This window comes from Micrococcus sp. HMSC067E09, assembly GCF_001812555.1.
Lineage (GTDB): Bacteria > Actinomycetota > Actinomycetes > Actinomycetales > Micrococcaceae > Micrococcus > Micrococcus lylae.
Map to the genome: position 1 here is coordinate 186,448 of NZ_KV809417.1, position 18,409 is coordinate 204,856.

The 18,409-nt window shown below is 70.0% G+C and carries 15 protein-coding genes; 12 read left to right on the forward strand and 3 right to left on the reverse strand.

Annotated features, from left to right (window positions below; translation table 11 throughout):
* Window positions 1-3: 3 nt before the first annotated feature.
* The 11 genes from HMPREF2863_RS02620 (at window position 4) to HMPREF2863_RS02670 (ending at window position 14,347) form a co-directional block, all read left to right on the forward strand.
* Complete coding sequence (locus HMPREF2863_RS02620; protein ID WP_067189321.1) at window positions 4-363, forward strand: cation:proton antiporter; 360 nt, start codon at window positions 4-6, stop codon at window positions 361-363.
* Window positions 364-376: 13 nt separating this feature from the next.
* On the forward strand, window positions 377-1,879 hold the full coding sequence (locus tag HMPREF2863_RS02625; RefSeq protein WP_371327611.1) for a phytoene desaturase family protein: 1,503 nt from the start codon (window positions 377-379) through the stop codon (window positions 1,877-1,879).
* A 262-nt stretch (window positions 1,880-2,141) separates the two neighbouring features.
* Window positions 2,142-3,986, forward strand: coding sequence for an ABC transporter family substrate-binding protein (locus tag HMPREF2863_RS02630; RefSeq protein WP_070637695.1), 1,845 nt, complete (start codon window positions 2,142-2,144; stop codon window positions 3,984-3,986).
* A 167-nt stretch (window positions 3,987-4,153) separates the two neighbouring features.
* The gene (locus HMPREF2863_RS02635) at window positions 4,154-5,674 is read left to right on the forward strand and encodes an ABC transporter permease (protein WP_070637697.1); all 1,521 of its coding nucleotides are present in this window, start codon (window positions 4,154-4,156) and stop codon (window positions 5,672-5,674) included.
* A gap of 5 nt (window positions 5,675-5,679) precedes the next feature.
* Complete coding sequence (locus HMPREF2863_RS02640) at window positions 5,680-6,939, forward strand: ABC transporter permease (RefSeq protein WP_082739553.1); 1,260 nt, start codon at window positions 5,680-5,682, stop codon at window positions 6,937-6,939.
* Between the two features lie 161 nt (window positions 6,940-7,100).
* Window positions 7,101-8,804 carry an ABC transporter ATP-binding protein gene (locus HMPREF2863_RS02645; RefSeq protein WP_070637806.1) on the forward strand — a complete coding sequence of 568 codons (1,704 nt, stop codon included), beginning with the start codon at window positions 7,101-7,103 and terminating at the stop codon, window positions 8,802-8,804.
* 229 nt (window positions 8,805-9,033) lie between these two features.
* Entirely contained in the window at window positions 9,034-10,944 is a 1,911-nt protein-coding gene (gene typA, locus HMPREF2863_RS02650; protein WP_067189000.1) for a translational GTPase TypA, read from the forward strand.
* Window positions 10,945-10,953: 9 nt separating this feature from the next.
* Window positions 10,954-11,424 carry a hypothetical protein gene (locus HMPREF2863_RS02655; RefSeq protein WP_141756344.1) on the forward strand — a complete coding sequence of 157 codons (471 nt, stop codon included), beginning with the start codon at window positions 10,954-10,956 and terminating at the stop codon, window positions 11,422-11,424.
* Window positions 11,425-11,477: 53 nt separating this feature from the next.
* The gene (gene fdxA, locus HMPREF2863_RS02660) at window positions 11,478-11,804 is read left to right on the forward strand and encodes a ferredoxin (RefSeq protein ID WP_067189004.1); all 327 of its coding nucleotides are present in this window, start codon (window positions 11,478-11,480) and stop codon (window positions 11,802-11,804) included.
* Between the two features lie 4 nt (window positions 11,805-11,808).
* Entirely contained in the window at window positions 11,809-12,975 is a 1,167-nt protein-coding gene (dapC, locus tag HMPREF2863_RS02665; protein WP_070637701.1) for a succinyldiaminopimelate transaminase, read from the forward strand.
* Window positions 12,976-13,066: 91 nt separating this feature from the next.
* A complete protein-coding gene (locus HMPREF2863_RS02670; RefSeq protein WP_070637703.1) occupies window positions 13,067-14,347 on the forward strand; it encodes a citrate synthase in 1,281 nt (426 codons plus the stop codon).
* Window positions 14,348-14,468: 121 nt separating this feature from the next.
* Here the strand turns inward: HMPREF2863_RS02670 and dapD are convergent, their stop codons facing one another.
* Window positions 14,469-15,428: a 2,3,4,5-tetrahydropyridine-2,6-dicarboxylate N-succinyltransferase gene (gene dapD, locus HMPREF2863_RS02675; protein WP_070637705.1), complete on the reverse strand. Its 960-nt coding sequence runs from the start codon at window positions 15,426-15,428 to the stop codon at window positions 14,469-14,471.
* A gap of 107 nt (window positions 15,429-15,535) precedes the next feature.
* Here dapD and dapE point away from each other — a divergent pair, with 107 nt between their 5' ends.
* Complete coding sequence (gene dapE / locus HMPREF2863_RS02680) at window positions 15,536-16,702, forward strand: succinyl-diaminopimelate desuccinylase (protein WP_070637707.1); 1,167 nt, start codon at window positions 15,536-15,538, stop codon at window positions 16,700-16,702.
* 144 nt (window positions 16,703-16,846) lie between these two features.
* On the opposite strand, the gene HMPREF2863_RS02685 is transcribed toward dapE, so the two are convergent.
* Together HMPREF2863_RS02685 and HMPREF2863_RS02690 are read right to left on the reverse strand one after the other, a co-directional pair.
* Window positions 16,847-17,716, reverse strand: a complete 870-nt coding sequence (locus HMPREF2863_RS02685) for an amino acid ABC transporter permease (RefSeq protein WP_070637709.1) — start codon at window positions 17,714-17,716, stop codon at window positions 16,847-16,849.
* Window positions 17,713-18,393: an amino acid ABC transporter permease gene (locus tag HMPREF2863_RS02690; RefSeq protein ID WP_067189016.1), complete on the reverse strand. Its 681-nt coding sequence runs from the start codon at window positions 18,391-18,393 to the stop codon at window positions 17,713-17,715. Before HMPREF2863_RS02690 ends, HMPREF2863_RS02685 begins: the two co-directional genes overlap by 4 nt.
* Window positions 18,394-18,409: the final 16 nt, after the last annotated feature.

Below are 18,409 nucleotides of genomic sequence, written 5' to 3' on the forward strand. Positions count from 1 at the left end.
CCCATGATCGTCCTCGCCCTGTTCGGCATCCTCTGCATGGTGGGCGGCGCCGTCCTGGTGCTGCTGTCTGCCGTGTCCATGCTGCGCGCCCGGGACGGCCTGCAGATGATGAACGTCTTCAGCCCCGCGACCGGCATGGGCCTGCCGCTGATCTGCTTCGGCGTCTTCCTGTGCCTCACCGCCCGGGACGGCTTCGCGCTGTGGTCCCTGGTGCTGTTCCTGCTGACCGCGATCTCCCTGGTGATCGTCTCCTCGCTCGCCTCGAACGTGCTCGCCCGCGGCATCTACCGCTCCGGTGCGCACGTGGACGAGGCGACCGTGCCGCAGGACCTCGCCCAGGACCCGGGCCCGACCGCCCGATGATCCGCACCGGCCGGTGAGCCACGAGCAGTCGATGCGTCCCGTCTCCGGCTTCCCGCTCCCGGAGGGCGTCGAGCCCGGGCGCGTCGCCGTCGTCGGGTCCGGTCCGAACGGCCTGACCGCCGCTGCCCTGCTGGCCCGTGCCGGCTGGGAGGTCGACGTGTACGAGGCGGCCGACCGTCCGGGCGGAGCGTGCGCCTCCGCACCCGTGCTCGGGGAGGGGACGGTCGTGGACCTCGGCGCCGCCGGCCACCCGCTGGGGGTCGTCAGCCCCGCCTTCGCCGAGCTGGACCTGACCGCCCACGGACTTCAGTGGGTCCACCCCGAGGTGCCGATGGCGCACCCGCTGCCCGGGCAGGACGCCGTCCTCCTCCATCGGGAGCCGGAGGCCACCGCCTCGGGCCTTCACGACGACGGCCGCGCCTGGTTGGCATGGCATCGTCCCGTCCTCGACGCGCCCGCCGCGGCGGCGGCGGACGTCCTGGGTCCGCTGGTGCGCCGGTGGCCCCATCCGCTGACGATGGCCCGCCTCGGGCTCCGCTCGCCCTGGCCGGCCGCGGCGGCCGCCCGAGCCGCCTTCCGCGGCGACCGGGCCCGTGCCCTGTTCCTCGGCTCGGCGGCGCACACGATCCTTCCTCCCACCCGGCCGCTCACGGCGGCGATGGGCACGCTCTTCGGCGGGCTCGGCATGACCACCGGCTGGCCCGTCGCCCGGGGCGGGTCCCAGTCGGTGGTGGACGCGCTGCTGAGCGTGCTGGCCGCGCACGGCGGCCGGCTGCACACCGGCCGGCGCATCACCCACCTGGCCGAGGTGGCAGACGTGGACGCCGCCATCCTCGACCTGATGCCTGCGGCCGTCGCCGCGTTGGGCGGCACCGGCATGGAGGCGCGGCCTCTGCGGCGGCTGCGCCGGTGGCGGCACGGCCCGGCGTCGGCGAAGGTCGACTTCCTCCTGGACGGCCCGATCCCGTGGCGGGACCCGCGCGTCGGCGGGGCCGGCACCGTGCACCTGGGCGGCACGCCGGAGCAGCTCACCGCGGCGGAGGCCGCCGTGGCCGCCGGGCGGATGCCCGAGCGGCCCTTCGTGATGCTGTGCCAGCAGCAGGGCGCAGACCCGTCGCGGGCGGCCGCCCCGGCGGCGGGGAGCACGGTGGTGTGGGCCTACGCCCACGTCCCGCACGGCTGGGAGGCAGCGGTGCGGCCCGTCGTCGAGGCGGTGATCGAGGAGCATGCCCCGGGGTTCCGCGACCGGATCCTGCGAGCGGTGGAGACGGGGCCGTCCGCTCTTCAGGCCTGGAACCCCAACCTGGTCGGCGGGGACATCGCCGGTGGTGCGTTGGACGGCACCCAGCTTCTGGCCCGGCCTCGGCTTCTCTCGCCGCACCGGCTCCGCGCCGCCGTCCGGGGCAGCGGAGTCCCGGGCCTGTACCTGGCGTCCTCGGCGGCGGCCCCGGGTGCCGGTGTCCACGGCATGTCCGGGGCATGGGCCGTGCGAACGCTGCTGCGCGACGCCGCCTGAACCGGCCTTCGCGCACCGTCGGCGGCGCACGTGTGACATCGAGGTTACGAAAAGGTAACGATCACCCTCGGTGCGGGATGTTTCCCACGTCACGCTTTTGCAAGTACCCCTCGGCGGGCTAATGTGTGGTCCATCTCACGGAGTGGAACCTGAGGGGGTTCGCTCTCGCAGTGATTCGTCCACCGAGATCAGCCGGGGTCAGCCCGGAGGATCTCACCCCACTGAGATGCACTTTGCACCTTTGATGATTGGAGTGACTTCCATGAAGTACACCAAGCTCTCTGCGGCTGCGGCTCTCGCCGCAGGTTCCGCTCTGTTCCTCTCCGCCTGCGCCCCGGCCGGCCCGGCCGACGAGAACGGCGACGGCAACGGCTCCGGCGAGAACGGCGGCGGCCAGGAGGTCTTCACCGGCGAGAACGGTGAGAAGTACACCGTCGAGCCGAGCGACTCCGGCAAGGCCGACCTGGGCGAGGTCGAGCCCAAGGACGGCTCCGTGGCGTACTCCGTGGGCGAGGACGAGTTCTCCTCCTACAACGGTGTGCAGTCGAACACCTACAGCACCTACAACTCCGCCGTGGTGGACCGCCTGTTCTCCGGCTTCTTCTACTTCGGCACCGACGGCGAGATCATCCGCGACGAGACCTTCGGCACCTACGAGAAGGTCTCCGACGAGCCGCTGCAGGTGAAGTACACCATCGCGGACGACGCGAAGTGGTCCGACGGCACCGACGTCACCGCCCTGGACTTCCAGCTCCAGTGGGCCGCGGACAACGGCAACATCAAGAACGAGGACGACGGTCAGCTCTTCGACTCCGTCTCCTCCTCCATGGGCGACTACGTGGACGACATGCCGGAGGGCGACCCTGCCGGCAAGGAGTTCACCGTCACCTACAACGAGCCGTACGCCGACTGGGAGATCATGGTCTCCACCGCGCTCCCGGCCCACGTTGTGGCCCGCGAGGCCGGCATGTCCACCGAGGACCTGGCCAAGGCCATCGAGGAGAAGGACGCCAAGGCCCTGAAGCCGGCCGCCGAGTTCTGGAACGACGGCTGGGACTTCAAGCCGGGCGAGCTGCCGGAGGACGAGGACCTCATCCCGTCCATGGGCCCCTACAAGCTGAAGCAGGGCGGCTGGACCGCCGGCCAGTTCATCACCCTCGAGGTCAACGAGGACTACTGGGGCGAGAAGCCGGCCACCAAGGAGCTCGTCATCCGCTTCGCCGCGGCCGACACCCACGTGCAGGCGCTCCAGAACAAGGAGCTCGACGTCATCGAGCCGCAGGCCACCGTGGACACCCTGCAGCAGCTCGAGGGCCTGGGCGACCAGGTCGTCGTGCAGACCGGCGACCAGCTCACCTGGGAGCACCTCGACTTCAACCGCGGCGAGGGCTCGGTCTTCGCCGACTCCGCCGAGCTGCGCGAGGCGTTCGCCCTCTGCGTGCCCCGTCAGCAGATCGTGGACAACCTCATCAAGCCGATCAACGAGGACGCCGAGGTCATGAACCTCCGCGAGGTGTTCCCGTTCCAGGAGAACTACGACGAGGTCGTCGAGGCCGCCTACCCGAAGGAGATGGACGAGCCGAACATCGACAAGGCCAAGGAGCTGGTCGCGAAGTCCGGCGAGTCCAAGCCGAAGGTCCGCATCGGCTACAACTCGCCGAACCCGCGCCGCACCGAGATCGTCTCCATGATCAAGTCCTCCTGTGACGAGGCGGGCTTCGAGATCGTCGACGCCGGCAACGCGAACTTCTTCACCGAGGTGCTGCCGGCCGGCGACTTCGACGTCGCCCTGTTCGCCTGGGCCGGCTCCGGCCAGAAGGCCTCCGGTCGCAACATCTACCACTCGACCGGTGCCCAGAACGACATGCAGTACTCCAACCCGGACGTCGACGCCGCCTGGGACAAGCTGGCCGGCTCGCTGGACGAGAAGGTGCAGCTGGAGCAGGTCAAGGAGATCGAGAAGCTCCTGTGGGAGGACTACCAGGCCATCCCGCTGTTCGCCCACCCGGGCATCCTCGGCCAGGCCGCTGACCTCGCCAACGTCCGCGACACCGCGACCCAGTCCGGTGCCCTGTGGAACGTCGAGCAGTGGGTCCGCGTCCAGTGAGGACCCCCTGATTGCAGGTGTCACGGCTCTCACCGTGTAGTGTGCTGTGACACCTTGACACTCACGGTGTGAAGGGCCCGACCGCCCCGCGGTCGGGCCCTTCCCCGTGAACCCGCTGAACGCGGGCCTCCCCACCCATCGCTGAGCACGGAAGGTCACCCCCTGTTGTGCTGAAATTCATCCTCAAGCGCCTCGGCAGCTCGTTCCTCGTGCTGTTCGGCGCATCGATCCTCCTCTTCGTCCTCGTCGTGAACTCGGGCGACCCCCTCAAGGACCTGCGCGAGTCGCAGAGCGAGAACCGCGAGCAGCTGATGCAGGCGCGCATCAACTACATGAACCTGGACGAGCCCTGGTACTCGCGCTACTTCATCTGGCTGCGCGGCGTCGCCGGCTGCCTCAGGGGCGCCTGCGACCTCGGCACCAACCGCGGCGGTCAGCAGGTCAACGATCTGCTGGCCAATGCGGCCTCGTCCACCCTCCGCCTCGTGGTCCTCGCCACCGTGCTCGCGATCATCATCGGCATCGCGGTCGGCATCATCACGGCGATCCGCCAGTACTCCGGCCTCGACTACGCCGTGACGCTGCTGATCTTCCTGTTCTTCTCCCTGCCGGTCTTCTGGGCCGCCGTGCTCCTGAAGGAGTACATGGCCATCGGCTACAACAACTGGATCGCCGACCCCACGCTGAACTGGACATACATCATCATCGGGGCGCTCCTGGCCGGTCTGGTCGTGCAGGCCGCGATGGCAGGGAACGCCAAGCGCCGTCTTCTCACCTTCGCGGTGGTCGCCGGCTTCATCCTGGTGATCTTCCCGACCCTGCACGCCCTGGACTTCTGGCGCCGCCCGGTCATGGGCCCGCTGGTCCAGCTGGCCATCGGCCTCGCCGCCGCCGTCGCGTTGACCGCCCTGATCGCCGGCCTGAAGAACCGCAAGGTGCTCTACTCCGCGCTGGTGACCGTCGCCGTGGGCATGGTCAGCTACTACGCCACCTACGGCCTGCTGATGAACAACCCGTCCTGGCTGCTCCTGCTGGGCCTGGGCATCATCGCCGTCCTGGTCGGCATCCTGATCGGCCGCCTCATGGGCGGCTTCTCCAAGGGCACCGCCGCAACCGCCTCCGCGATCACCGCCGTGGTCATGGGCGTGTTCATCGTCATGGAGCACATGACGAACTACTGGCCCGCTCTGCTGCGTGCCAAGCCGCGTCCGGTCGCCACCATCGGCTCCGAGACCCCCGGCATGGACGCCCACTTCTGGGTGGAGTTCATGGACAAGGGCACCCAGCTGCTGCTGCCGACCGTGCTGCTGACCATCATCTCCGTGGCCACCTACTCCCGCTACACCCGCTCCTCCATGCTGGAGGTCTCGCGTCAGGACTACATCCGCACCGCCCGGGCCAAGGGCCTGGGTGAGCGCCAGGTGATCCTGAAGCACGCCTTCCGCAACTCGCTGATCCCGATCACCACCATCATGGCCTTCGACTTCGCGGGCCTGATCGGCGGCGCCGTGATCACCGAGCGCGTGTTCGGCTGGAAGGGCATGGGTGAGCTGTTCGCCACCGGCCTGGACCAGGTGGACCCGGCCCCGGTCATGGCCTTCTTCCTGGTCACCGGCACCGCCGCCGTGCTCATGAACCTCGTGGCGGACGTCCTGTACGCCATCCTCGACCCCCGGATTCGAGTGTGATCGCGATGACGCAGAACAACACCACCGCGCCCACAGAGGCGCAGAAGGCGTTCGACCTCGCCGAGGCCGAGGACGCCAAGCTCCGTCAGAAGACGGGGAAGTCCTTCTCTCAGGGCCAGCTGGTCCGGAAGCGCTTCTTCAAGCACCGCGCGGCGATGATCTCCACCGTCGTGCTGATCGTGATCACCGTGTTCGCCTTCACCTCGATCGGCTTCGGCCCGATCCCGGGCTGGTGGGACAAGTCCTACCTGGCCGCCGGCAACGTGATCAACGGCGGCAAGCCGACCCTGTCGGTCGTGCCGGAGTTCCTGGGCGGGGAGGGCCTGCGCTGGGGCGAGCACCCGTTCGGCCAGGACTCGTCCGGCAAGGACTGGTTCGCCCTCGTGATGCGCGGCACCCAGCAGTCGCTGATCATCGCCGTGATCGTGGGCCTGGTGTCCACCGCCATCGGTGCGCTGGTCGGCGCCCTCTCCGGCTACTTCCGCGGCTGGGTGGACTCGCTGCTGATGCGCCTGACGGACCTGATCATCGTGATCCCGCTGCTCGTGCTGGCCGCCGTGCTCGGCAAGATGTCCAACAATCTGCCGGGCGGCATCATCCCGCTGGCCATCGTCCTGGGCCTGGTGTCCTGGACCTCCCTGGCCCGCCTGGTCCGCGGTGAGGTCCTCTCGCTGCGGGAGAAGGAGTTCGTCTCCGCCGCCGTGGCCATGGGCGCCAAGCCCGGCCGCGTCATCTTCAAGCACCTGCTGCCGAACACCATCGGCGTGATCGTGGTGAACGCGACCTTCGCGATCGCCGGCGCGGTGCTCCTGGAGACCTCCCTGTCCTTCCTGGGCTTCGGCGTCCAGCCGCCGGAGTCCTCGCTCGGCCTGCTGATCTCCCAGTACCAGAACGCGTTCACCACGCGCCCCTGGCTGTTCTGGTGGCCCGGCATGCTGATCCTGGCGATCGCCCTGTCCGTGAACTTCCTCGGCGACGGCCTCCGTGACGCCTTCGACCCGCGTCAGGGCGGCGGTGCCCGCAAGAAGAAGGGCTTCCTTGGCTTCTCCGGCCGCAAGAAGGCCCTGGACGAGGCCACCGCCTCCACCACGCCGGCCGCTGCCGCCACCGCCTCCGGCGGTGCTGTGGCCACGGACGTCAAGCCCACGGCCACGACGACCGCCGGTGAGGGCCCCAACGACGCCCCCGCGTCCGCCGAGGGGCCGATCGCCCGTGTGGACAAGAACACCGACCGCGGCCATCCCGGCACCCCGCGTGGTCAGTGACACGAGCTGAGAAGGAAGTGCATTCCATGTTCGGAAAGAAGAAGAACGACGCCGCCGCGGCGGCGCAGGGCGCATCCGCCCAGGGCACCCCGACCGGCTCGACCGCTGCCGACGCCCCGCAGGGCGGGGGCGGCCCCGTCGCCGGCCCGACCACCACGGCCATGGGCATCGTGAAGCGCCACGACGACCTCGGCGGCCAGCCGGTCCTGTCCTTCACGGACGTCGACGTCAAGTTCGACACCGAGTTCGGCCAGGTCCACGCCGTCAAGGGCGTCACGTTCGACGTGAAGCCCGGCGAGGTCGTCGCCCTGGTGGGCGAGTCCGGCTCCGGCAAGTCCGTGACCAGCTCCACCGCCATGGGCCTGCTGCCGGGCAACGCGGACATCACCGGCTCGGTGAAGCTCGCCGGCGAGGAGGTGCTCAGGATGAGCCCCGCCAAGCTGCGCAGCGTCCGCGGCAAGGACATCGCCATGGTGTTCCAGGAGCCGATGACCGCGCTGAACCCGGTGCTCACGGTCGGCGACCAGCTGACCGAGTCCATCCAGCTGCACGGCCTGGCCTACGGCACCGAGGCGGACAAGATGGCCGTCGAGCTGCTGACCATGGTGGGCATCCCGGACGCCCACAACCGCCTGAAGCAGTACCCGCACCAGTTCTCCGGCGGCCAGCGCCAGCGCATCGTCATCGCGATGGCCATCAGCTGCTCGCCGAAGGCGATCATCGCGGACGAGCCGACCACGGCGCTCGACGTGACCGTGCAGGCCGAGATCCTCGAGCTGCTGCGGTCGCTGAAGAACAAGATGAACACCGGCATCCTGCTGATCACGCACAACATGGGCGTGGTGGCGGACATGGCCGACCGCGTCTGCGTGATGCTGCACGGCGAGCTGGTGGAGTCCGGTCCGGTGCACCAGGTGATGCAGCACCCGCAGCACCCCTACACCCAGCGCCTGCTCTCCGCCGTCCCGCGCCTGGGCACCTCCTTCGAGGTGGCCGAGCCGGAGACCGTGACCGCGACCCAGACCAAGGCGAAGTACGCGATCGAGGCGGAGGGCCTGTGCCTGGAGTACGACCACCGCGGCAAGAAGAACCGCGTGGTCCATGACGTGTCCTTCTCCGTGGCGCCGGGCGAGATCATGGGCCTGGTGGGCGAGTCGGGCTCCGGCAAGTCCACCATCGCCCGCTCGGTCCTCGGCCTGCTGCCGGTGGCCTCGGGCTCGCTGAAGATCTACGGCCAGGAACTGGCCTCCATGCCGGTCAAGGAGCAGCGTGCCCTGCGCAAGCGCATCGGCGTGGTGTTCCAGGATCCGGCGGCCTCGCTGGATCCCCGCTTCCCGATCGGCGACGTCATCACCGAGCCGATGGTGGTCCACGGCGTGGGGGACAGGAAGGCACGCCTCGAGCGGGCCTACGAGCTGCTCGACGCCGTGAAGCTGCCGCGCTCCGTGGTGAACCGGTACCCGCATGAGCTCTCCGGCGGTCAGCGCCAGCGCATCTCGATCGCCCGCGCGCTGACCCTGGACCCGGACGTCCTCATCGCGGACGAGCCGACCTCGGCCCTCGACGTGTCCGTCCAGGCCGCCGTGCTGGACATGTTCGCCGATCTGCAGTCCCGCTACGAGTTCGCCTGCCTGTTCGTCTCGCACGACCTCGCGGTCGTCGACATGCTGGCGCACAAGGTGCTCGTGCTCAAGGACGGCCGCGAGGTCGAGAAGGGCCTCACGGACGACGTGCTGCACAACCCGCAGGCCGAGTACACCCAGCGTCTGCTGGCCGCGGCCCCGGTGCCGGACCCGGACGAGCAGGCCGAGCGCCGCCAGGCGCGCCGCGAGCTGCTCGCCTCCTTCGGCGAACACGCCTACTGATCCACATCGGATCCCCTGACGCCGCACCACAGCGGGCCGCACCACAGCGGCAGGCGACGACGGTCGGGCACCCGCCCGGCCGTCGTCGCCGTCTCTGCGGGGGTCTCACCGAGCGGTGACGTTCCGCACCGCCCGACCACGACGGCGGCCCCACGCGCGTACAATCGCACGCAGGGCCGCCGTCGGCGTGTTCCCCGAGCATTCCTCCACCCTCCCGGACAGGACCTTCATGACCTCGAATCCGACCGCCCGCACCGACCTGCGCAATGTGGCCATCGTGGCCCACGTGGACCACGGCAAGACCACGATGGTGGACGCGATGCTGCGCCAGACTGGCGCCTTCTCCACGCACGGCGAGGTCCAGGAGCGCGTCATGGACTCCGGTGACCTGGAGAAGGAGAAGGGCATCACGATCCTGGCCAAGAACACCACCGTGTTCTACTCCGGTCCGTCAGCACCGGAGGGCCAGACCGTGACCATCAACGTCATCGACACCCCGGGCCACGCCGACTTCGGCGGCGAGGTGGAGCGCGGCCTGTCCATGGTGGACGGCGTCGTGCTGCTGGTGGACGCCTCCGAGGGCCCGCTGCCGCAGACCCGCTTCGTCCTCCGCAAGGCCCTGGCCGCCAAGCTCCCCGTGGTGCTGGTGGTGAACAAGACCGACCGCCCGGACGCCCGCATCGATGGCGTGGTCTCCGACTCCATGGACCTGTTGCTGGGCCTGGCCTCGGACCTGGCCGAGGAGGTCGAGGATCTGGACCTGGACGCCGTGCTGGACGTGCCGGTGGTCTACGCCTCCGGCAAGGCCGGCCGTGCCTCCCTCGAGCAGCCGGCCGACGGCTCCCTGCCGGAGTCTGAGGACCTCGAGCCGCTGTTCAACGTCATCATGGAACGCGTCCCGGCCCCGACCTACGACGACGGCGAGGTCCTGCAGGCGCACGTCACCAACCTTGACGCCTCCCCGTTCCTCGGCCGTCTGGCGCTGCTGCGCATCTTCAACGGCACCCTGAAGAAGGGCCAGCAGGTGGCGTGGGCCCGGCAGGACGGCACCACCAAGACCGTGAAGATCACCGAGCTGCTGGCCACCAAGGGCCTGGAGCGTGTGCCCGCCGAGCAGGCCGGTCCGGGGGAGATCGTGGCCGTCGCCGGCATCGAGGACATCATGATCGGCGAGACCCTCACGGACGTGGAGAACCCGAAGCCGCTGCCGCTGATCACCGTGGACGACCCGGCGATCTCCATGACCGTCGGCATCAACACCTCCCCGCTGGCCGGCCGCGTCAAGGGGGCCAAGGTCACCGCACGCCAGGTGAAGGACCGCCTGGACAAGGAGCTCATCGGCAACGTGTCCCTGAAGGTCCTGCCGACCGAGCGACCGGACGCCTGGGAGGTCCAGGGCCGCGGCGAGCTCGCCCTGGCCATCCTGGTGGAGCAGATGCGCCGTGAGGGCTTCGAGCTGACCGTGGGCAAGCCGCAGGTGGTCACCCGGACCGTGGACGGCAAGGTCCACGAGCCGATGGAGCACATGACCATCGACATCCCCGAGGAGTTCATGGGCGCCGTCACCCAGCTGATGGCCGCCCGCAAGGGCCGCATGCAGGAGATGTCCAACAACGGCACCGGCTGGATCCGCATGGAGTTCCTGGTGCCGGCCCGTGGCCTGATCGGCTTCCGCACCCGCTTCCTCACCGAGACCCGCGGCGCGGGCATCGCCTCCTCCTATGCGGCCGGCTACGAGCCGTGGGCGGGGGAGATCGAGTACCGCACCAACGGCTCCCTGGTGGCGGACCGCGCCGGCTCGGCCACGCCGTTCGCCATGATCAACCTGCAGGAGCGGGGCACCTTCTTCATCAAGCCCGGCTCCGAGGTGTACGAGGGCATGATCGTGGGGGAGAACTCGCGTGCAGAGGACATGGACGTGAACATCACCAAGGAGAAGAAGCTCACCAACATGCGCTCGGCCACCGCCGACTCCTTCGAGGGCCTGACCCCGCCGACCCTCCTCACCCTGGAGGAGTCCCTGGAGTTCGCCCGCGAGGACGAGTGCGTGGAGATCACCCCGGAGCACATCCGCCTCCGCAAGGTGATCCTGGACGCCAACGACCGTCTCAAGGCCGCACGCGCCCGTGCCCGCGCCTGACCCGGACGCATGAGTCCGGCATCTGTGCGCCCGTCCGTCTCCCGGCGGCCGGCCTCCCGACGACGGACCGGCGCCCTGGTAGGGGCCGTCGTCCTGGGTGTGGGCGTGGGTCTGCTGGGGACCGTGCTGCATCTGCAGCTGTGGGCCCCGACCGGCACCTGGACGCTGCCGTGGGGCGCCGCGCTCGCCCTCGTCTTGGTCGGCTCCACCCAGCTGTGGTGGAGCCGCCGGGTCGCCTCGCCGGTGGCCGGGGGTCTGCTGGGTGCCGTCGCGTTCACCGCGGCGTGGGCGCTGCAGCTGCTGCCCGGACACGACGACCTCGGCCTGCCCTGGCATGCCCGCCTGCTCGAGGTGTTGCCGGGGGCGATGCTCGCCTCCGGGCTGTGGCTGCTGGGCCTGCCGCTCGTGGTGGTGTCCGTGCTGGTCGTTGCCGGCCGGGAGCACCGTCGCAGACCGCGTGCCGTGCCGGTCGCAGAGTAGGCTGGGACGCCGAGAGACAAGACCGTGCCTGAAGGAAAGGTGAAGGGTCGGCCATGACCTATGTGATTGCCCTGCCGTGCGTGGACGTCAAGGACAAGGCGTGCATCGAGGAGTGCCCCGTGGACTGCATCTACGAGGGCGAGCGCTCCCTGTACATCCACCCGGATGAGTGCGTGGACTGCGGCGCCTGCGAGCCGGTCTGCCCGGTGGAGGCCATCTACTACGAGGACGACACGCCCCAGGAGTGGGCCGAGTACTACAAGGCGAACGTCGAGTTCTTCGACGACCTGGGCTCGCCGGGCGGCGCAGCCAAGATGGGCCTGATCCCGAAGGACCACCCGATCATCGCCGCCCTGCCCCCGCAGAACCAGGACGCCTGAGCGTATGCGCACCCTCCCGGACTACCCGTGGGACACGCTCACCCCGTACCGTGAGCGCGCCGCGCGGCACCCCGGCGGCACCGTGGACCTGTCGATCGGCACCCCGGTGGACCCCACGCCGGAGCTGATCCGGGAGGCGCTCACCGCCGCGTCGGACGCGCACGGCTACCCGACGACCCACGGCACCGCCGAGGTGCGCGAGGCGATCGTCGCCTGGTATGCCCGGCGCCGCGGTGTGGAGGGCCTGGACCCACAGGCCGTGCTGCCCACGGTGGGCTCGAAGGAGTTCATCGCCTGGCTGCCGACGCTGCTGGGACTGGGCGCCGGGGACGTGGTCGTCCGCCCGTCGGTGGCCTATCCGACCTATGACATCGGCGCCCTGCTCTGCGGGGCCGAGGCCGTGGCCGCCGACGACCTGGACGAGCTGGACGAGTCCGTGCGCTCCCGGGTGAAGCTGGTCTGGACCAACTCGCCGGCCAACCCGACCGGCGCGGTGCTGGACGCGCCCGCGCTGAAGCGGATCGCGGACCAGGGCCGCGCCCTCGGTGCGATCGTGTGCGCGGACGAGTGCTACGCCGAGCTCGGCTGGGACCGCTGGGACGACGCCGAGCACGGCGGCACCGGTCAGCAGGTGCCCTGCCTGCTGGACCCGGCCGTCTCCGGCGGCGAGCCGACCGGCCTGCTCAGCGTCTATTCGCTGTCCAAGCAGTCGAACCTGGCCGGCTACCGCGCGGCGTTCGCCGTCGGCGACCCGCAGCTGATCGCCACGCTCGTGAACACCCGCAAGCACGCGGGCATGATCGTGCCGGGACCGGTCCAGCACGCCATGGCCGTGGCGCTCGGCGACGACGCCCACGTCGAGGAGCAGAAGGCCCGCTACCGCCGTCGTCGAGAGGTCCTGCTGCCGGCGCTGCGCGGTGCCGGGTACACGGTCGACTCCTCTCAGGCCGGCCTGTACCTGTGGACCCGTCGGTCCGACGTGGACCCGGCCGTGGCCACCGCGGACGACTCCTGGGCGCTGCTGGGCGAGCTGGCGGACCTGGGCATCGTGGCCGGTCCGGGCGTCTTCTACGGCGAGGCCGGCAACGGCTACGTGCGTGTGGCGCTCACCGCGCCGTGCGCGGCCGTGGACGAGGCCGCCCGGCGGCTGGATTCCGCCGCCCGTGGCTGACTTGGTAGGTTAGGAGACGGTCGGCATCCGTGTCGGCGAGCATCCCGACGCCTTCGTGCAGGCGTCACCACTGAAGATGAGGAAGTGCACCGTGACTGAGAACGCCTCCGCTCGACTCACCGTCGGCGAGAAGACGCTCGACCTGCCCGTCGAGGAGTCCACTGTCGGCACCGAAGCGTTGAGCATCGCTCCGCTGCTGAAGGAGACCGGCAAGGTCACCTACGACCCGGGCTTCATGAACACGGCGAACACCAAGTCCGCCATCACCTTCATCGACGGCGACGAGGGCATCCTGCGCTACCGCGGCTACGCCATCGAGGACCTGGCCGAGAACTCGACCTTCATGGACGTGGCCTACCTGCTCATCAACGGAGAGCTGCCGACCGCCGAGCAGTCCGAGTCCTGGGAGACCAACATCCTGCGCCACAACATGGTGCACGAGGACCTCAAGTCCTTCTTCGCCGGCTTCCCGCGCGACGCCCACCCGATGCCGGTGCTCTCCTCCGCCGTCTCCGCGCTCTCCACCTTCTACGCGGACTCCCTGGACCCGTTCGACGAGGACCAGGTGCACATCTCCACCGTGCGCCTGCTCGCGAAGCTGCCGGTGCTGGCCTCCTACGCCTTCAAGAAGTCGCTGGGCCAGCCGATGATGTACCCGCACAACGACCTCAACTACGTCGAGAACTTCCTGCGGCTCTGCTTCGGCGTCCCCGCCGAGGAGTACGAGATCGACCCGGACATGGTCAAGGCCCTGGACCTGCTGCTCATGCTGCACGCGGACCACGAGCAGAACTGCTCCACCTCCACCGTGCGCCTGGTGGGCTCGGCCCACGCGAACATGTTCGCCTCGGTCTCCGCCGGCATCAACGCCCTCTACGGTCCGCTGCACGGCGGCGCCAACGAGGCCGTCCTGAACATGCTCCGCTCCATCCAGGCCGAGGGCATCAAGCCCGAGGACTTCATGGAGAAGGTGAAGAACAAGGAGGACGGCGTCCGGCTGATGGGCTTCGGCCATCGCGTGTACAAGAACTACGACCCGCGCGCCAAGATCATCAAGAAGACCGCCACCGACATCCTCTCCAAGGTCGGCGGCAACGACGAGCTGCTCGAGATCGCCCAGCGCCTCGAGGAGAAGGCCCTCGCGGACGACTACTTCGTGGAGCGCAAGCTCTACCCGAACGTGGACTTCTACACCGGTGTCATCTACAAGGCGATGGGTTTCCCGGAGAAGATGTTCACCGTCCTGTTCGCCCTCGGCCGCCTGCCCGGCTGGATCGCCCAGTGGCGGGAGATGATCGAGGATCCGGCCACCAAGATCGGCCGTCCGCGCCAGGTCTACACCGGCCACGACCTGCGCACGGTCAAGGGCTGACGCCCCGGCCGCCCGAACGCGTGAAGGGGCCCGGAATCCGCCACGGATTCCGGGCCCCTTCCGTGTGTGCGCCGCGCGCGGAGGCGGGCGGATGCGGACCGCCCGGCGCGCGAACGACGGGTCAGTTGGCGTGCAGCGCGTCGTTGAGCTCGACGGTGCGGCCGGCGCGGGGAAGGACCTCCACCACGCCGGAGGTGGAGTTGCGGCGGAACAGCAGGTTCGGGACGCCGGAGAGCTCCACGGCCTTCACCACGGTCGGCTCCTCGCCCTCGCGCAGGACGGTGACGCGGGTGCCTGCGGTGACGTAGAGGCCGGCCTCCACAACGGAGTCGTCGCCGATCGAGATGCCGATGCCGGCGTTCGCGCCGACGAGCACACGCTCGCCGACCTTCACCTTCTGGGTGCCGCCGCCGGAGAGGGTGCCCATGATGGACACGCCTCCGCCGAGGTCGGAGCCGTCGCCCACCACCACGCCGGCTGCGATACGGCCCTCGACCATGGAGGTGCCCAGCGTGCCGGCGTTGAAGTTCACGAAGCCCTCGTGCATCACGGTGGTGCCGGCGGCCAGGTGGGCACCGAGGCGGACGCGGTCGGCGTCGCCGATGCGCACGCCGGAGGGGACCACGTAGTCGGTCATGCGCGGGAACTTGTCCACGCCGTAGACGTTGACGGTGCCGCGGGCACGCAGCTTGGCGCGGGTGAGCTCGAAGCCCTCCACGGGACACGGACCGAAGTTGGTCCAGACGACGTTGGTGAGCAGGCCGAAGACGCCGTCCAGGTTGACCTCGTTGGGGCGAACGAGGCGGTGGGAGAGGGCGTGCAGGCGCAGCCAGGCGTCCAGGGCGTCGGCGGGGGCGGCGTCCAGGTCGGCGGTGACCTCGACGACCGCCTGGGTCGTGCCGCGGTCGGCGTCGTCCGCTGCGGCGGCCTGCAGGGTGTCGGCCACGGAGGCGTCGGCGGCGGCAAGGTCCCCGGCCACGGGGGCGGGGAACCAGACGTCCAGCACGGAGCCGTCGGCGGCGCGGGTGGCCAGGCCGTGGCCGGAGACGAGGCGGGCGGTGTTCTGCGCGGTGTCGGTCATGGGGCCAGCCTAGCCATCACGACGACGGCGCATGCTCCGCCCGTCTGCCGTCTCACCACACGGTCGTCCGCAGGGCGGGCAGGGCAGCAGGTTCCTAGACTGGCGCCATGGACACCACCACAGACACCCCGCACCCGTACGCCGGCCGTCCGGTGGACCTGCCGGACCTGGCCGCCGGCCCGGACGTGGCCGAGCTCACGGCGACCCTGCTGGACGCCTACTCGGTCTCCGACTGGGAGACGCCGCTGGCCGATGCCGTCGAGCAGGCGCTGCGCGCCCTGCCCCGGCTGGAGACGACGCGCATCGGCGACTGTGTGGTCGCCCGCACGGATCTGGGACTGCCGCAGCGTGTGATCCTGGCCGGCCACCTGGACACCGTGCCGCTGCCGACCGTGGAGGGCTCGCGCGGCACCGTCCCGTCGGTCTGGGACGGGGACGTCCTCTACGGCCGCGGCGCTGTGGACATGAAGTCGGGTGTCGCCGTGCAGCTGGCCCTGGCGGGCCTCGTCGGCGCGGAGGACGGGCCGGCTCCGGCCTATGACGTCACCTGGGTGTTCTACGACCATGAGGAGGTCGACGCGATGCGCTCCGGCCTGGCCCGTGTGGTGCGTGAGGCCCCAGAGCTGCTCGAGGCCGACTTCGCTGTGCTCCTCGAGCCCACCGACGGAGTCGTCGAGGGCGGCTGCAACGGCACCAACCGGTACCGGGTGACCTTCCGCGGCGTCGCCGCCCACTCGGGCCGCGCCTGGCGCGGCCACAACGCCATCCACGACGCCGGGCAGCTGCTCACGGCGCTGACGGACTACGAGCCTGCCACGATCACCGTGGAGGGCCTGGAATACCGTGAGGGCTTGAACGCGATCCGCGTGACCGGCGGCGTGGCCGGCAACGTCATCCCGGACGCCTGCACGGTGGAGGTCAACTACCGCTTCGCCCCGGACAAGACCCTGGAGCAGGCCCATGCCCACGTCCGTGAGGTCTTCGAGGCCGCCGGGGTGGACTGGGACGGGCAGGTCGAGGTCACGGACGCCTCACCGGCGGCCCGCCCCGGGCTGGACCGGGCCGCGGCGGCGAGCTTCGTGGCCGCGGTCGGCGGCGAGCCGAAGCCCAAGTACGGGTGGACGGACGTGGCCCGCTTCTCCGAGCTCGGCGTGCCCGCCGTGAACTTCGGCCCCGGAGACGCCCTGCTCGCCCACACGGACGACGAGCACGTCGGACGCGGGCAGGTGCACGCCTGCCTGCAGGCGCTGCGCGCCTGGCTGCTGGCCGGCTGAGCGGCCGAGCATCGCCGTTGGCGGCCCCGAGGCGACCCCGAGGCGACCCGGAGCCGAACCGGAGGCGACGGGGAGGCGACGGCGCCCTCACCTCCGTCCGAGAGGTGCCGGCGCCGTCGTCGTCCACCGCCCGGGCGGGCAGGCTCAGACCTTCACGGCCGAGGAGCCGGCACGCGGCTTGGTGCGGCCGGCGGTCTTGGACGAGAGCTTCGTGGACAGCAGGGTGGCCAGCCACGTGAGCAGGACGTTGATCACGATGAACACCACGGCGGCGACCACCAGGGTCTGCAGGATGTTGCCCTGGCCGGAGCCGAGCTGACGCGCGTACTGCAGCAGCTCGTAGAAGCCGATCAGGTAGCCGAGGGCGGAGTCCTTGAGGATCACCACGAACTGGCTGAGCAGGGACGGCAGCATCGCCACGAGGGCCTGCGGGACCTCCACAAGGCGCAGGGACTGGTTCGGTGTCATGCCGATCGCCGCGGCCGCCTCGCGCTGCCCTTTCGGCAGGGACTTCACGCCGGAGCGCACGAGCTCGGCGATCACCGCGCCGTTGTACAGCGTCAGCCCGACGATCACCGCGAAGTACGGGCCGTCGGCCGAGGGGATCACGCCGGCGCGGCCGAGCATGGCGAACACCTGGTAGAAGAACACCATCATCAGCAGCACGGGCACGGCGCGGAGGAACTCCACGACCACGCCCGAGACGGCGCGGATCGGCGCGTAGGGCGCCAGGCGGAGGAAGCCGAACACCAGGCCGAAGAGCACCGAGGTGACCACCGCGATCGCCGCGGACTGGAGCGTGAACTGCAGTCCCGGCAGGTAGTAGTTGGACCAGGCGTTGCCGTTGATGGCGCTGATCCAGCGCGAAGGCTCGAGCTGGCCGCGCTCGTTCAGCATGCCCAACACGATCCAGGCGACGATCGCCACCCCGATCAGCGCGACGACGTTGACGATCAACACGGTCCGGCGGGCCTTCGGGCCCGGAGCGTCGAAGAGGACGGACTGGGCGCTCATCGTGCCACCGCCAGACGGTCGGAGGCCCACGTGGTCAGCAGGCCGATGGGGATGACGATCAGGCAGAAGCCGACGGCGAAGGTCATGAAGATCGCCACCATGACGTCCGGCCGGAACTCGATCATCGTCTTCATCAGGACGGAGGCCTCGGCCACGGAGGCCGCGGCGGCGACGGTCGTGTTCTTGGTCAGCGCGATCAGGGTGTTGCCGATCGGCGTGATCGCGCCGCGCAGGGCCTGCGGGAGGATCACGAGGCGGGCGGCGGGCAAAAAGCCCAGGCCGATCGCCCGGGCGGCCTCGGCCTGCCCCTGAGGGACCGTGTTCACACCGGAGCGGATCGCTTCGCACATGAACGCCGCGTGGTACAGCGAGAGCGAGATGACCGCGAAGATGAAGAAGTTCAGCGTGAAGTCGTCCGCGAACGTGATCTTCAGCTGCCCCCAGACGGCGAGCACGCCGATGAGCATGATGATCGTCAGCGGAGTGTTGCGGACGAGGTGCACGTAGGCGGTGCCGACGGCGCGCAGCGAGGCGACCGGCGAGATCCGGAACAGTGCCAGGACGACGCCGAGGACGAACGAGCCGATCGCCGCGAGGACGGTCAGCTTGATGTTCATCCAGAACGCGACCGGGATCTGCGAGCCGTACTGCTCGAAGAGGGTGGTCAGGGATTCCATGGGCCTTCCCAGGGGT